This window comes from Ureibacillus xyleni (assembly GCF_900217795.1).
Classification (GTDB): domain Bacteria; phylum Bacillota; class Bacilli; order Bacillales_A; family Planococcaceae; genus Ureibacillus; species Ureibacillus xyleni.
The window spans coordinates 777356-792631 of the sequence record NZ_OBMQ01000001.1 but is presented as its reverse complement, the minus strand read 5'-3'; the positions used below and the strand labels follow the sequence as shown (position 1 = coordinate 792631).

The following is a 15276-nucleotide window of genomic DNA, read 5'->3' as shown; positions in this document are numbered from 1 at the left end:
TTAAGCTAACTCGGAATAACATAAGTAATTACCAAGTTTTCACCCACACAAATTAGAGTGATGGCAACTATTAATGTGACAAAAAGTCTTTGGGAGAAAAAATACTTTCGCTTTTGTCCAACTTTCTTCGTTGCATAAACCGAACAAAGTAAGAAAAGTAGAATGCAATAAACAAATTGAAATGGAAACCACCATGCACTATAAACTAATAAAGATTCTTGCTGCGTTAATAGAAAAACGGAACTAAAACCGAAAAATGTTGCTTTCACTGCAACAACAAATCGAGCCAGAACATGTAAATACGGATGGGTTGCGAAAAACAGTACTAGTACAATCCAAGCTACAAGGGGAATGATTGTATTCCAGATAGTGATGTCAGTTAATTCTAGAACTCTTGGATCTATATATTTAATTAACTCCATTGCCTTGTCCAAGGGAAACAACTGAAAACAAACGACTCCACTTACAAAGCTAATTGCTAGAATCACTGCAAATTGGATTAATAGAGTGGAACGATACATAAGCATTCTCCTTTCGTTGTTACCATCTTATGCTCGTCCTCTATCAATATACCCCCCGATTTTCGATAGATTCTATCAAATTTTATATTTAGTAAGGGTCTATGACGTAAAAAAAACTTGCCAATTCCGTATGGCAAGCTAAGATTTATTTAGTTGCATCCAAAGAACAGCAAATGCCGTTTTTGCGTCATAAATGCGGCCGTCTTTTACCATTTCTTCCGCTTCTTCAATAGAGACTTGCATTAGTTCAACAAATTCGTCTTCATCAAGCTCAGCCTTTTCTTCAATTTCAAATAATTGCTCAGCTACATAAAGATGGATCACTTCATCGGCAAATCCGGGTGATGTTGCAAAAGTTTGAAGATAACTTAGCTTATGACAACCTAAACCCGTTTCTTCTTCTAATTCACGTCTTGCTGTCACTTCAGGTGCTTCCCCCGGCTCCAGTTTCCCCGCAGGAATTTCAATAATCGATCTTTCCAATGCTTTACGGTATTGTTCCACTAGAATTAGCTTTCCTTCATCCGTAATGGCAATAACTGCAACTGCACCGGGATGGTTTACGATTTCTCGTATTGACTTGTTACCATTTGGAAGCAGAACATCATCTACTTTTAATGAAATGACTTTACCATTAAAGATTTGATTTGAGCCGATTGTTTTCTCTTCAAATTTTTTCATTAGGATTCCTCGCTTGTCCTGTTCATTACATTCATTGTACCATTGTAGTTAGAAATTGTATGGCAGAAAGGCGTGTTCAAATGAAAAAAAGGGCGCTTGGAAATAGCTCCATTGAAATCACCGAATTAAGTTTAGGATGTATGTCTTTACCTACTAATATAATAGATGCAAAACCGATTATTCATTCTGCCATTGATTATGGCATTAATTATTTTGATACAGCAGATCTATATGATAAAGGTATCAACGAAGAAATTGTCGGCGAACTTTTAAAACCACATCGTAACGAATTAATTCTTGCAACAAAAGTTGGTAACAGGTGGAATGACGGGGAAAATGGATGGCGTTGGGACCCTTCCCCATCTCACATTGAAAACGGATTAAAGAGCAGCTTACGTCGACTAAAAACGGATTATATTGATGTTTATCAATTACATGGCGGTACCATTGATGACCCGTGGGATGACATTATCGAAACATTTGAACGTTTGAAAGAACAAGGATTAATTCGTGAATATGGGATTTCATCAATCCGACCAAATGTGTTTACATCCTTTTTAAAGAACAGTAATGCCATTTCAAATATGATGCAATATAACCTTTTAGATCGCCGCGCAGAGGAATGGTTTGAACAAATCGCTTCTTCTGGAACATCCGTTGTAACAAGAGGTTCTATTGCAAAAGGTATCCTAACGAATGAATGGAAAAACAGATTGCAAAGTTATATGAGCTACTCTAGTGATGAACTACAGCAAGTTCTCCAATCTTTAGAGTCACACTACGAAGACATCCACGCTCTGGCACTTGCATTCAATTTAAATCATCCAGTAGTTGCTTCAACGGTTATTGGAGCCCGCAGTAAAGAGCAACTTAACCAAAATGTAATGGCATACGAAAAGGCTCAAGCGATTACAGATTTATCCTACGTAGATCAAATTACAAAGAAAGATGTATATACCGAGCACCGATGAAAAAATACGTTTTCCTTATTATTGCAGTATTAATTGTACTTTTTTTGGTTTCCAGTATGTCCTATGAACAGCAAACGATTGTTCCAACATTACAAACTTTACTAAAAGACGAACCATTCTATCATTTTCTTAGTCAGTTTGAATTCACTTATTGGGGTAGAACGATTTCAGTAGAAACCCGTGGATATTATTACTTCATCGAATTTTTAGTTAGAAAAGGACTACATTTTGTCGGATATGGATGCATTGGCGTTTTGTTTTATTTATTGTACCGAAAGTTCAAATTGAAATTGGCGATACTTTACGCATTAGTTTCAACATTCTTGATTGCTTCACTTGATGAATTTCGCCAGACTTTTGTCGCAGGTAGAACTGGAGTGTTTCAAGATGTTTTACTAGATACAGCAGGAGCAATTACATTCGTTGTTTTATTCAAAATCATTTTTTCAATTAATTTTATGTTTAAAGCTAGTGAAGGGAAATAATCTTTTCGCTAGCTTTTTTACATTTCTTAAAACTTTTTTATATCATTTCTAACTCAAATATACAGCAATTATCTACAATTCTATAGTAAAATTCATAAGTTTATGTCGTATTCTTAGTAAGAAAGCATTGAAAAAAACAAAATAGATTGTTAATATTTATAACAACATTTCGAAGCAAACTAAATAACCGCGATGAATGCTATGGGGTCACTATAGCGGGAGCAATTTCTGGAGAGAGCGCATGTTGCGTCGCCGAAGGGTTCACAATCTCAGGCAAAAGGACAGAAAAGTAACAAGTATAAGAAGTAAATCTACGTTTATTTTACTATTTTTATATATTTTATTTGTTATTTTTAATGTCTAATGAGATAGGATATCCTATCTCATTTTTTTATTTTCTATCGAATATGTTAATTGAAAGGGGGCATTCTTGTGGCACAACAAGAATTAAAACGCGACTTAAAAAACCGCCATGTTCAATTAATCGCAATCGGAGGAACAATTGGGACAGGCTTATTTTTAGGTTCTGGAGCAGCAATTGAAAAAGCTGGTCCATCTATTATTTTTGTCTATTTAATTATTGGTATTGCTGTATTCTTTATCATGAGAGCATTGGGTGAATTGCTGTTATCCAATACTCGCTATCAATCGTTTAATGATTTTGCGGTTGATTATATCGGTCCATGGGCAGGATACGTCACTGGATGGACATATTGGTTCTGCTGGATTATGACCGCCATGGCCGACATCATTGCTGTTGGGATGTATGTACGATATTGGTTTGATATTCCACAATGGATCCCAGCACTTGCTTGTTTAGTCATTTTACTATTTTTCAATCTGCTTACCGTTAAACTATTTGGTGAGTTAGAATTTTGGTTTGCAATCATCAAAGTGATCACAATCATTGCTTTAATTATCATTGGAATTGTGATGTTAGTAATAGGATTTAAAACAAACACAGGAACAGTGTCCGTCACAAATCTTTGGGCGCACGGTGGTCTATTTCCAAATGGCATTACTGGATTTTTATTCGCCTTCCAAATGGTTGTCTTTTCATTTGTCGGAGTCGAAATTGTTGGTGTGTCAGCTGCCGAAACATCTGACCCTAAGAAGAACATCCCTTCTGCCATTAACAAAATTCCATTACGCATTTTGTTATTTTACGTAGGTGCGATTTTCGTTATTTTATGTATTAATCCTTGGACAAGCGTTAACGCAGAAAACAGTCCTTTTGTACAAGTATTTAGTTTGGTAGGAATACCTGTAGCAGCAGGCATAATCAATTTTGTTGTCTTAACTTCAGCCGCCTCTGCATGTAATAGTGGATTATTTTCCACAAGTAGAATCATGTTCAACTTAAGTAAAAATAGCCAAGGTGGAAAATCACTAGGTAAGCTGAACAGAAACTCTGTACCAAGCAATGCTCTGTTTGTTTCAACTTTTGTCGTATCTATCGGCGGGTTATTAAGCTATTTTATCCCGGATTCTGCATTCAGTATCGTAACAACAATTAGTGCCATTTGTTTTATTTGGGTTTGGGCAATTATTCTAGTATCACATATTCGTTATACTAAGAAACGACCAGATTTACATAAAAAATCAACATTCAAGGCACCTTTAACACCGTTTATTAATTATGTTGTATTGTTGTTATTTTTAGCGATTTTAATAATTATGTTTATTAATGTGGAAACAAGATCTGCGTTATTACTAACTCCAGTTTGGTTTATATTAGTGTTGTTCACGTATGGAATGAGAAAAAGCGCTAAGTAATCTTAATTGATTGCTTAACGCTTTTTTCTTTGGCGGGATTTAAAATTTCGATCCCTTATCTCCGTACTTTTCTAACAATTCTTCAAAGCTCATATTTTTCTCACGTTGTTTTCGTTCAAATGCTAGTTTTGCCTGACGTTCTTCTTCTTTTGCTTGTTCTTCCGCAACGAGGCTTTGTTTGGCAGCTTTAAGTTTAGCCAACACATCCCCATTTAATTGATCTTTTAGTGTTAATGTTTCATCATTATTGATATTTTGTTTTTGTTTCTTTGCCATTTCCTTCACCTACTCAAATAAAATTCCCTTTTAGTTTAACATTTTTTAGCCAAATTTCACGAATGAACTCTCAAAGAATAATGAACCTATTAAACAATATTTGCGTAATATAATAATAACCAAACTGTTTTAATACGTTCGTATGAAGTGGAAAGGAATATTCAATACTATGTAGGAATCGAGGTGTTTTTAATGAAACGAAAAAAGGTAATTTGGCTATCTAGTATTATTACTACTCTCTCTGCTATCACTACTGGTTTTGGATTTATGGTGACCAACCGTTTAATGTATATAAAAAAGAAAGATGATCATTTCATTTACGATCGTGAATTAAAAGCACAACGTTTTGATGAAAATTGGTATAACAACTGTCCGAAAGAAGAATTAAGTATTGATTCTCCAAATGGATATCCAATAAAAGGCATTTTCTTCAAGCCTCTTGAAACAAACAATACAATTATTATTTGCCATGGTGTAACAGAAAATAAGATTAATTCTGTTCGATATGCCCGAATGTTTGAACGGCTTGGATTTAATTCCTTTGTTTTTGATCATCGTCGTCATGGGGAATCTGGCGGAAAGACAACGAGCTACGGCTATTACGAAAAGTTTGATATTGCAGCTGTCGTTAGTACTGTGAAATCAATTGTTGGAAGTGAGGCCGTCCTTGGTATTCACGGTGAATCAATGGGTGCAGCGAGCATGATCTTATATGCCGGATTAGTTGAAGATGGCGCAGACTTTTATATAGCAGATTGCGGTTTTTCCAATTTTTCCGAACTCATTGCCCAAATTGTGAAAAAGGAAACCATTTTACGCACAAAACTTCCCGTACGCTTAGCAGATTTCTTCCTAAGGTTACGAGATGGCTATTCCTTAAAAAGTGTGACACCAAAAGAAGCGGTGAAAAATATCCAATCACCGATGTTATTTATTCATAGCATGGAAGACGATTTTATCCTACCGTATATGACAAAAGAAATGTACGAGGAAAAAAGCGAACCAAAAATGTTAAAGCTTTTTGAAAAAGGCGCCCATGCCCAAAGCTTTAACCAAAACCAGCAGGAATATGAAGAGATTGTATCGGAGTTTTTACAGAAGTATATCTTCATTAGAGAATTAGAAAAAGAAATATCATAATTGGAGTGCTCATCTCGTGAAGCACTCTTTTTTTGTGTTCGGTTAGGGATGGGTATCATGTGAGGATTAATTTCACAGCTGGTATGCCCACCTTTATGTATTCTTGGGGGGATAATACATATTCAGTTGACCTCATCACTAATTTTTGTATTCATCCGTGGTATAAATACCGTTCTTGCATAACTTTCCACTAATTTTTATCTTCATCCCGGCTATGAAGGTCACTGCAATCACATTTCCCTCTCTTGTTTGTCTTTCATTATGGGTATGAAAATCGCTGAAGCTACTCCCCACCTATATTCGTCTTCATCAAAATACCATTTTAACAGGTATATCCACCGATTTTCGCCTTCATCATCCATAAAAATCCCTTACAAACCAAAATAAAAACAACAGTTCACTCAGATGAAAACTGTTGTTGTTTGTTAGACGATTATTTATCTTGGAATTTGTTCATTTGTGCCATCATTTGACGAACCTGTTTCTCAGATGGTTTACGTCCCATTTGCGCCATCATGACACGAATCATTTGTTCATTAATTGGTGGGTTTTCTTTTAAATATTTCATCATATATTGACGCGCTATATAGAAACCAAGTGCTGTTCCCCCAGCTAGAGCGATAATAACGATAATAATCCAAATCCATGTAGCCATTTGTGCCTACCTCCTCCACTTACGAATACATCGAGATAACTCTCCATGAAGGATTATACACTATAAATTTTGTTGATACTAGCTTTTCACTTGTTTTTTCTATTTTTTCGACAAAACCAATCTAGTATGAAGCGTGCTTAATTGGCTTTAACCACCCACATTCTGCTTCTTCCTTATTAAACGCAATAAAGGAATCATTCATTTGGCTAAGTGAATGGAATAAATCTAAGTCTAGCATCCGAGATCCTTCACAAATTGCCTCTATATGATACGTACATAATTTTAGTTTTAGTCCACCTTTAAATTGGTGTTCAAATATAAAATAATCATCTTCCCTTTTAATACTTGGGAAGCTCTTTTTTAAATGCTCGTATATAACACTTTGTACCAAACTTCCTTCTATTGGTTCGCAGATAAAGCTTAGCTGCTTACTAACAGAGGACTCGAGAGCATGCCCTTTTGTCGATACCATTTCTAGAAGCAATCTTTCTCTACCAAACACAAAAGATTGATATTGTTTTTTTATATTAAAAATTGAATATTTTCTCATATGCGTCCTCCTCTCTTTAAAAACATTATATAAGAAGGATTTTGAATATTTTGTCAAAGAGTGTCACGATTTCTCTTCTATTTTTGTCAAATAAGAGGGAAATCCACTTTTCGTAAAGTTGTCCTAGTACGTCTCAGCCTCAAGACCTAGTTGAAAATGCAATTCCAGTCCGTTTTAAGAAATTGGTAAGAACGATACCATAGAGACATAACGAAAGGAGCTAGAAAAAATGAAAAAATTATTTATCTTACTTGCAGGAGGAATTGCTGCTATTGTCGCACTTAGTCTCACTGGACCATTACTTGGATTTGCTTTCTCAGCGTTGTTAGTTTTTGCTGGTATGCATTACTATGTAAAGTCTAAATCAGCTATTTCGAAAATCTTCTTTGTTGTACTTGGTCTGATTGGTGTGTTCTCAGCAATATCAAATATTCCAGCATTAATTGGTCTTGGGGCTTTAGTGGTTTTATATGTTCTATATAAAAAATGGAACAATCAAGAAGTTTCTTTTAGCGATGTGAAAATGAAAGAAGAAGATCCGTTCACAAACTTTGAAAACGAATGGGCAAAACTTACAAAATAAGGAGAGATAACAATGATGGGTTTATTAAAAAGATTTAAGTACACAATTGAAGCAGATTTACACGAAATGTTTGACAAAAAGGATCGTAAAAATCCAATCGCGATGTTAAACCAATACATTCGTGAAGCAGAAAAACAAACGGAACAAACTGGTAAATTACTTTCACGTCAGGCACAATTAAAAGAGCAATTGGAAAAAGAATTAAAAGAAGCAACTGTCATGGTAGAAAAACGCTCATCTCAACTTCAACTGGCACAAGCGAATGGTGAAGAAGATTTGATTTTATTCGCAACGCAAGAAGTGGAAGCTTACAAAACTCGCCAATTTACATTAGTGACAAGTCTTGAAAAAGCAAATGAAGAGTTTATCGCGTTAGAACGCAAATTCGAGACTATGAAACACAAAATCAAAGATATGAAAGTTCGTCAATTACAACTGATGGGCAAAGAAAATGTAACACGTGCTCACCACCAAATGGATCATGTTTTAAAATCCAACGACGAAACTGATTTTAACGAGCTATCTTCGTACATCGATAATCTGGCAAACAACATTGAAAAAGATTACGAACGTACACAGCTTGAAGCCCGCTTAGCACAACTAGAAAAAACAAAAGCACTAGAAATGACAGAACAAAACTAACTTGAACATGATATAATTACCAATAGCTAGGAGAAGGCTTTTCATAGTCTTCTCTTTCCTGTGTAAAAAAAGTGAAAAGGAGGAACCATTTTGAGCAGATTTAGTACAGACCAGCTTACATTCATCACAATCATTGTATTATTAATTGTATTCGTAGAGCTCACGATTTTTAATAATGGTGGTGCCTTTTTACTTATTATTGGAGCACTTCTACTCTATTATAGTTTTTCAAAAAATAAGAGAAGCTATTTTTGGCTTGGTTGCTTCTTTCTATTTATTGCCATTTTAACCGTTTGGAGTTTACGTCTCCTCATTGTCGGCGTACTCGTTTACTTACTATATAAACATGCAACAAAAGAAAAGAAACATGTAACGATTGATACGAACGATTTTCAAGTAAAATCCCTTGAAACAAATGAGCTAATTGGTTCAACTTCACCTCCACTTGAAAATTATAAGTGGCAAGATGTTCAAATTCAGCGTTTTATCGGGGATATTACAATCGATACGACGGAAACCATTTTACCAGCTGGAACATCCGTTATTTCTATTCGTCAATCCATTGGAAAAGTGCAAATTGTTGTACCTTACGAAGTTCCTTTTCGCCTACAGTTTTCAACGATTTTAGGTGAGGCAAAGATACTTGGCAAAGGGTCAAAACGTTTAATCAATGAACAGTTAGTGTTTGAGGATGGAAACCCAGCAGATGCAAAACGAAAATTAGTCATTCATGTAGCAACGTGGCTTGGCGATGTGGAGGTGATTCGTAAATGATCTCATTTATTTTTCGTACCATTACACTTTTCTTTCTATTAAGTGGAATGACCTTTTTCTTCTGTTATTTATTTTTTGGAGAACCAAACGAAGAAAATTGGGAAATATTATGGCAACAAAATATTGAAGACATTCCATTTATCGCAATCATCTTTACTTTTATAAGCTTGGTTAGTGTATCTATAAGCATTTGGATGAGCATCGTTGCAAAAACGAGAGAAACAGCTGCAACTCGTTATGTAAAGCAAGTGGTGGAACCTGATTTTTCATTAAAGAAAAAGAATGTTTCCCATGCTTTGAAGAAGGCATTGCTTCAAGCGAATGAACTAATCGACACACAACGAAAAAGTTTACAGCGCCTCACGAATGAAAAAGCTGAAGCTAATGATAAAGTGATTCAAGAACGAATCATCGCCGAACGCCAACGACTAGCACGAGAATTACATGATTCCGTCTCACAACAACTTTTTGCAGCGTCAATGTTACTTTCTGCCGTAACAGAGCAGGAGGATGAATTAGGAGCTTCCAAACATATATTACAGCAAGTGGAGAAAATTGTTCAACAAGCACAATTAGAAATGCGTGCACTACTGCTACATTTAAGACCGATTGCATTGCGAAACAATACCCTTGCCCAAGGACTAACTGAACTTATCGTTGAATTGCAACAAAAGGTATACTTTAATATTGATTATAAAATTGAAGAAATTGTATTATCGAAGGCTGAAGAAGATCACCTATTTCGAATTGCCCAGGAAGCGCTGTCCAATACATTGCGCCATTCCAAAGCAACTGAAGTGGAATTGCTGTTAATTGCAAGAGACAACTTCGGCATTTTGCGTATTCAAGATAATGGCCAAGGATTTAATATGGAAGAAGACAAATCCACTTCCTATGGGTTGAAAAATATTGCCGAGCGCGCTGTTGAAATTGGGTGTACGTACAAAATTGTGTCGGTACCTGACGTGGGCACGATTGTTGAAGTAAAAGTTCCGTTAAAAACAGGCACTGAAATTGAGGAACATGTGAATGCTGCTGAGATTGAGTAAACTTGAGATGAAGTTTTTGTTGTTCACTCGAGCTAGTTTTGCTCATTCATGGTGACGTTTTGTCCATTCGAGCTAGCGTTTTGCTCATTCACGCGAACGTTTTGCCCACTCGCGCTTGCGTTTTGCCCACATAACAATGAAAAAATTTTTGAGGTGATAGTTTGATAAATGTACTGATTGCAGATGATCATGAAATGGTTCGAATTGGGGTTTCTGCTTACCTTTCTGCACAGCCGGATATGACTGTTGTAGGAGAAGCGGAAAATGGGGCTCAAGCAATCGAACTAGCTTTACAATTAAAACCCGACATAATTTTAATGGATAATGTTATGCCTGTCATGACAGGAGCAGAGGCCACAGCAGAAATCATTCAGAAATGGCCGGAAGCGAAAATTATGATGGTTACTAGTTTTCTAGATGACGATAAAGTATATCCTGCGTTAGAAGCAGGAGCTGTCAGTTATATCCTGAAAACTTCGAATGCGAAACAAATCGCAGAAGCCATCCGGAAAACGATGAAAGGCGAAACAGTACTCGAGCCAGAAGTAACGACAAAAATGATTTCAAAAATGCGAAATGGAGCAGCAACCGCGCTACACGACCAACTAACAGATCGAGAGTCAGAAATTCTCCTGTTAATCGCGCAAGGTAAAACGAACCAAGAAATTGCAGATGAATTATTTATTGCATTAAAAACCGTAAAAACTCATGTGAGCAATATTTTAGCCAAACTCGAAGTTCAGGACCGAACTCAAGCCGTCGTTTATGCTTTTCAAAATGGATTGGCTAAATAAAATAATTTACGGGCATTCACGATCCACATGAATACCCGTTTTGTTTTTTATATTTTAAAATGTTCCACTTCTGATTGAAGCCTTTCAGCTAAATCCGCTAAAGATTCTGCGCTAGCTGAAATCTCTTCATTGGCAGCGATTTGTTGTTTTGTTGCAACACTCGTTTCAGTTGATAGTTTTACTCCATTATTTGCAAGATTCTGAATTTGATGGACACTATCCCTTACCGTAGCGGACATGGCATGAATTTGTTCGATTGCGGTCGAAACAGATTCTACTCGTATTACCACATCTCCCACACTCGCTTCAATTTGATTAAACACTTCAAGTGATTCATTTGTTTTGCTTAATCCTTGGTCCACTTTATCCCCACCAATTACAATTGCCTGTACAGCTTCACTACTTGCTGACTGTATTTGTTGTACCATCGAAGTAATTTCGATTGCAGAATTTTTCGATTGCTCTGCTAACTTCCTTACTTCATCCGCAACTACGGCAAACCCTTTACCATAGTCCCCTGCCCGTGCTGCTTCAATCGCTGCATTTAAAGCTAGCAAATTTGTTTGATCTGAAATTTCTCTGATTAAAGATGTAATCATTTGAATTTCATTGGATTGCCTTTCAACTTTTTTCATAATATCCGATGTTTCACTAAATGTATGATGAATATTGTTCATTTGATTCACAACTTCAGTTACGACAGCAGATCCTGACTTCACGAGTTTTTGAACGCCATTCGTTGAGCCCATCATCAATTCATTATCCGTAGCAATTTGAGAAACTGCATCATTTAGTTCTGTTATAGCCTGTACAGCAGAATGCATCAAATTCGATTGTTGTTCACTCGTTAACATTTGTTGCTCTGCAGATGCTGAAACCATTTGAGAGGACGCTAACGTTTCTTCTGTCGTTGAAGATAATTGCTCAGCATTTGTGGCAAGTTGAAGTGATGAAGAACGGACATTCGTTACAACATTTCGTATATCAGATAACATTTTATTAAAAGTTTCAGCCATTGCTCCCGCTTCATCGTTATTTTTTATTTTAATTGGTTCGATTAAAAAGTTTCCATTGGCTACTTCTTCAAGGGCATTGGTTACTTTGATGATTGGCGATGCAATGATTTTACTAATAAATGTAGAAATTAAAATACCAATAATAATGCTAATGATTGTGACAATAATGAATCCTGTATTCGCCTTCGATTGGAAAGAATCTAAACTTCTTTGGGACACAACAATTTCGTTCTCAAAAGTTTGTTTTAATTCATTTAATGTACTGATTAGCTTATCATTCAGTAATTTAGATTCCATAAAAGTTGCTTCATTTAATCTTCCTTTTTGAACTTGTTCAATCAGTTTGTTATTTGTTGCAATATACTCTTCAGAATGCATCTTAAAGGTATCAAGTAATTCCGTTGATTGTTTATCAATTCCCAACGCAATGACAGCCTCAATGGCAGCATTTCTTTGTTCAATAGTAGCATCGATAATGGATAACGATTCTGGGTCTTCAAAAGAAACATACTCCAATATTGTAGCCACCATAACTCTTTGACTTTGATCGATCTCCGTGATTTTAGCTATTTTTTGCGTATCAACTTCAAGAATTTCTTTATATCGATTCGTTAAATCTAACAATCCTATAATAGCCAAACTAGTTACTGCAATTAACAAGAATAAAATTGAACCAAAACCAATCCACATTTTTTTCTTAATTGAAAACCTCAAATAATTGCACCACCTTTTCACGATTTCTTCTTTTAATCGTACCTATTTGCTAGTTCTATAGAAAGGGTATTTTATCTTAAAAATGGATATATATTGAAACTAAATATTTATATAATACATAACTTTTGTAATAGTTTTTCGAGCCTTTTAGACAATTTTAATATTTACTTTAAGTTTTAATAGTTGATTTGGATAATAAAGTGGCAAACTTGACCCCAAAAACAAATTCCTGGTCAATTTGGCCAAAAATTCGGCCCAAGAAATCTTCTACTCTCTTAAACTCAGCGTTTTTACACATGCAAAAGTTGGCATGTTTTTTGCTTATAAAAAAGTATAACCAGAAAAGGGAGGAATTTTGATGAAAGCAGCTGTAGTGAATGAGTTTAACAAGTCTTTAGAAATTAAAGAGGTTGAAAAACCAACGTTAGAGCGTGGTGAAATTTTAGTAAAGATTGAAGCTTGTGGAGTTTGCCATACGGATTTACACGCAGCACATGGGGATTGGCCAGTTAAACCAAAATTACCGTTAATTCCAGGTCACGAAGGTGTTGGGGTTGTTGTAGAGGTAGCAAGTGATGTTTCTTCTGTTAAAATTGGCGATCGAGTTGGAATTCCTTGGTTATATTCTGCTTGTGGCGATTGCGAATATTGTTTATCTGGACAAGAAACACTTTGTCCAAATCAACTCAATGGTGGATATTCAGTAGATGGTGGATATGCAGAATATTGTAAAGCACCTGCTGATTATGTTGCTCGTATTCCGAAAGAGGCAGACCCTGTTGAAATTGCACCAATTCTATGTGCAGGTGTAACAACATATAAAGCATTAAAAATTTCCGGTGCAAAACCAGGTGAATGGGTTGCGATTTATGGTATCGGTGGACTTGGCCATATTGCATTACAATATGCAAAAGCTATGGGATTAAATGTTGTGGCAGTGGATATTAGTGATGACAAATCAAACTTAGCTCTTGAACTTGGTGCTGATATTGCAATTAACGGTTTAAAAGAAGATCCAGTTGAAGCAATTAAAGAAAAAGTAGGCGGCGTACATGCAGCGGTAAGTGTTGCAGTTAGCAAAAAAGCATTTGAACAAGCTTACCAATCTGTTAGACGTGGTGGTACTTTAGTCGTAGTTGGGCTACCTAATGATGAACTACCAATCCCTATTTTCGATACTGTATTAAACGCTGTAACTGTAAAAGGCTCAATCGTTGGAACAAGAAAAGACATGCAAGAAGCAATTGATTTTGCTGTTCGCGGTAAAGTACGTGCAATGATTGAAACAACTGAGCTCGACAATATTAACGAAGTATTCAAACGAATGGAAGAAGGAAAAATTAACGGACGAGTTGTATTAAAAATTTAATTTCATAATCGTTACAAAGGTTGTTCAAGTCGAATCGCTGTCGATTTGAACAACCTTTTTGCTGTTTGAAAAAGGAAAATCCCCTCTTTTATGGAATAACAAATATATAAGATTTTTTAAGGAGGTACATATGAACGTTCATAAATTTGTATTACCAGAAATTATCTTTGGCAACCATACGATATCGCAAATTGGAGATTGTTGTCTACGATTAGGAGCATCGAATGTTTTTATTGTTAGTGATGAAGGCATTTTAGAAGCTGGTTGGCTCGATAAAGTCGTAGAAAGCTGTGAAGAAGCGGGATTAAAATATACAACTTTTACGGAAATCACCATTAACCCAAAAGATTACGAAGTCGAAAAAGGGCGGGAAGTTTATTTAGAAAGTCAATGTGATGCTGTCATTGGGGTTGGTGGAGGTAGTACGATTGATGCTGCAAAAGCCATTGCCCTACTTTCCACAAATGAAGGACATATTCGTGATTACGAAGGCGTTGACAAAATTAAACACCCCCTCCCCCCTCAAATAATGGTTCCTACGACTGCAGGTTCCGGTTCTGAAGTTTCGCCGTTTTCGATTATTTTAAATACTGAAGAACGAAAAAAAATGACCATCATATCAAAGTCATTAATACCCGATATTGCAATTGTTGACCCTGAAACACTCGTAACAAAAAGTACCCATTTAACCGTTTCAACAGGCATTGATGTATTAACGCATGGAATTGAATCTTACATTAGTTTAGCGGCAACCCCTTTAACAGATGTTCACGCAAAAAATGCAATCTCACTAGTTGGGAAATATTTACGCTCTTCTGTAGCATCCCAATATAATAAAGAGGCAAAAACCCATATGGCGATGGCAAGTCTACAAGCGGGAATTGCTTTTTCTAACGCGATTTTAGGAGCTGTTCATGCAATGAGTCATGCAGTCGGTGGCAGATATCCGATTTTGCACGGAGACATTAACTCCATCCTACTTCCCCATGTGATGGAATATAACTTATTAGCGAATCCAGAAAAGTTTGCGGATATCGCTTACCTACTTGGACTTAAAGACCATAACATTTCAAATATGGAAGCAGGAAAAATCGCCATTCATTTAGTGAATGAATTAATAGAAGATATCGGTGCTCCACAAAAACTATCTGAATTACAAGTGGATGATAGTGAGATTGCTGAAATGAGTTATACAGCTTTGCATGACGCATGTATGTTGACCAATCCAAGAGACGTCACAGTGAGTGTCATTGAACAACTTTTCAGAAAGGCTTGGTAAA

The 15276-nt window shown here is 36.0% G+C and carries 17 protein-coding genes and 1 riboswitch; of the genes, 11 read left to right on the top strand and 6 right to left on the bottom strand.

All coding sequences use genetic code 11. The annotated features are described in order from the left end of the window. Positions 1 to 5: 5 nt before the first annotated feature. On the bottom strand, positions 6 to 521 hold the full coding sequence (locus CRO00_RS03730) for a hypothetical protein (RefSeq protein WP_097072295.1): 516 nt from the start codon (positions 519 to 521) through the stop codon (positions 6 to 8). A 138-nt stretch (positions 522 to 659) separates the two neighbouring features. Next, complete coding sequence (locus CRO00_RS03725; RefSeq protein WP_097072294.1) at positions 660 to 1202, bottom strand: NUDIX domain-containing protein; 543 nt, start codon at positions 1200 to 1202, stop codon at positions 660 to 662. An 80-nt stretch (positions 1203 to 1282) separates the two neighbouring features. Between CRO00_RS03725 and CRO00_RS03720 the strand changes: the two genes are divergently transcribed. From CRO00_RS03720 to CRO00_RS03710, 3 genes are all read left to right on the top strand, one after another. Continuing rightward, the gene (locus CRO00_RS03720) at positions 1283 to 2173 is read left to right on the top strand and encodes an aldo/keto reductase (RefSeq protein ID WP_097072293.1); all 891 of its coding nucleotides are present in this window, start codon (positions 1283 to 1285) and stop codon (positions 2171 to 2173) included. Next, positions 2170 to 2658: a VanZ family protein gene (locus CRO00_RS03715; protein ID WP_097072292.1), complete on the top strand. Its 489-nt coding sequence runs from the start codon at positions 2170 to 2172 to the stop codon at positions 2656 to 2658. Before CRO00_RS03720 ends, CRO00_RS03715 begins: the two co-directional genes overlap by 4 nt. Before the next feature lie 218 nt (positions 2659 to 2876). Beyond that, positions 2877 to 2953, top strand: a riboswitch (glycine riboswitch). 137 nt (positions 2954 to 3090) lie between these two features. Further along, a complete protein-coding gene (locus tag CRO00_RS03710) occupies positions 3091 to 4434 on the top strand; it encodes an amino acid permease (protein WP_097072291.1) in 1344 nt (447 codons plus the stop codon). A 39-nt stretch (positions 4435 to 4473) separates the two neighbouring features. Here CRO00_RS03710 and CRO00_RS03705 read toward each other — a convergent pair whose 3' ends face one another. After that, complete coding sequence (locus CRO00_RS03705) at positions 4474 to 4710, bottom strand: YqkE family protein (protein ID WP_097072290.1); 237 nt, start codon at positions 4708 to 4710, stop codon at positions 4474 to 4476. Between the two features lie 192 nt (positions 4711 to 4902). Here CRO00_RS03705 and CRO00_RS03700 point away from each other — a divergent pair, with 192 nt between their 5' ends. Beyond that, positions 4903 to 5850 carry an alpha/beta hydrolase gene (locus tag CRO00_RS03700; protein ID WP_097072289.1) on the top strand — a complete coding sequence of 316 codons (948 nt, stop codon included), beginning with the start codon at positions 4903 to 4905 and terminating at the stop codon, positions 5848 to 5850. Between the two features lie 433 nt (positions 5851 to 6283). Here CRO00_RS03700 and CRO00_RS03695 read toward each other — a convergent pair whose 3' ends face one another. Together CRO00_RS03695 and sirA are read right to left on the bottom strand one after the other, a co-directional pair. Further along, a complete protein-coding gene (locus CRO00_RS03695) occupies positions 6284 to 6505 on the bottom strand; it encodes a YneF family protein (RefSeq protein WP_097072288.1) in 222 nt (73 codons plus the stop codon). A 121-nt stretch (positions 6506 to 6626) separates the two neighbouring features. Further along, the gene (gene sirA / locus CRO00_RS03690; RefSeq protein WP_097072287.1) at positions 6627 to 7055 is read right to left on the bottom strand and encodes a sporulation inhibitor of replication protein SirA; all 429 of its coding nucleotides are present in this window, start codon (positions 7053 to 7055) and stop codon (positions 6627 to 6629) included. 229 nt (positions 7056 to 7284) lie between these two features. On the opposite strand from sirA, the gene CRO00_RS03685 reads away from it, so the two are divergent. From CRO00_RS03685 to CRO00_RS03665, 5 genes are all read left to right on the top strand, one after another. Continuing rightward, on the top strand, positions 7285 to 7638 hold the full coding sequence (locus CRO00_RS03685; RefSeq protein WP_097072286.1) for a lmo0954 family membrane protein: 354 nt from the start codon (positions 7285 to 7287) through the stop codon (positions 7636 to 7638). Between the two features lie 12 nt (positions 7639 to 7650). Then, entirely contained in the window at positions 7651 to 8280 is a 630-nt protein-coding gene (locus tag CRO00_RS03680) for a PspA/IM30 family protein (RefSeq protein WP_419865849.1), read from the top strand. A gap of 90 nt (positions 8281 to 8370) precedes the next feature. Continuing rightward, positions 8371 to 9054 (top strand): cell wall-active antibiotics response protein LiaF, encoded by a 684-nt coding sequence (liaF, locus tag CRO00_RS03675; RefSeq protein WP_097072285.1) that lies wholly within the window; start codon positions 8371 to 8373, stop codon positions 9052 to 9054. Continuing rightward, entirely contained in the window at positions 9051 to 10103 is a 1053-nt protein-coding gene (locus CRO00_RS03670) for a sensor histidine kinase (protein WP_097072284.1), read from the top strand. The genes liaF and CRO00_RS03670 overlap by 4 nt, the downstream gene beginning before the upstream one ends. A 161-nt stretch (positions 10104 to 10264) precedes the next feature. Beyond that, a complete protein-coding gene (locus CRO00_RS03665; RefSeq protein WP_097072283.1) occupies positions 10265 to 10897 on the top strand; it encodes a response regulator transcription factor in 633 nt (210 codons plus the stop codon). A 47-nt stretch (positions 10898 to 10944) separates the two neighbouring features. Here CRO00_RS03665 and CRO00_RS03660 read toward each other — a convergent pair whose 3' ends face one another. Then, a complete protein-coding gene (locus tag CRO00_RS03660; RefSeq protein WP_097072282.1) occupies positions 10945 to 12627 on the bottom strand; it encodes a methyl-accepting chemotaxis protein in 1683 nt (560 codons plus the stop codon). A 358-nt stretch (positions 12628 to 12985) separates the two neighbouring features. Between CRO00_RS03660 and adhP the strand changes: the two genes are divergently transcribed. Beyond that, positions 12986 to 13996 (top strand): alcohol dehydrogenase AdhP, encoded by a 1011-nt coding sequence (gene adhP / locus CRO00_RS03655; RefSeq protein ID WP_097072281.1) that lies wholly within the window; start codon positions 12986 to 12988, stop codon positions 13994 to 13996. Positions 13997 to 14126: 130 nt separating this feature from the next. Continuing rightward, a complete protein-coding gene (locus CRO00_RS03650; RefSeq protein WP_097072280.1) occupies positions 14127 to 15275 on the top strand; it encodes an iron-containing alcohol dehydrogenase in 1149 nt (382 codons plus the stop codon). The last annotated feature ends 1 nt before the right edge of the window (position 15276 follow it).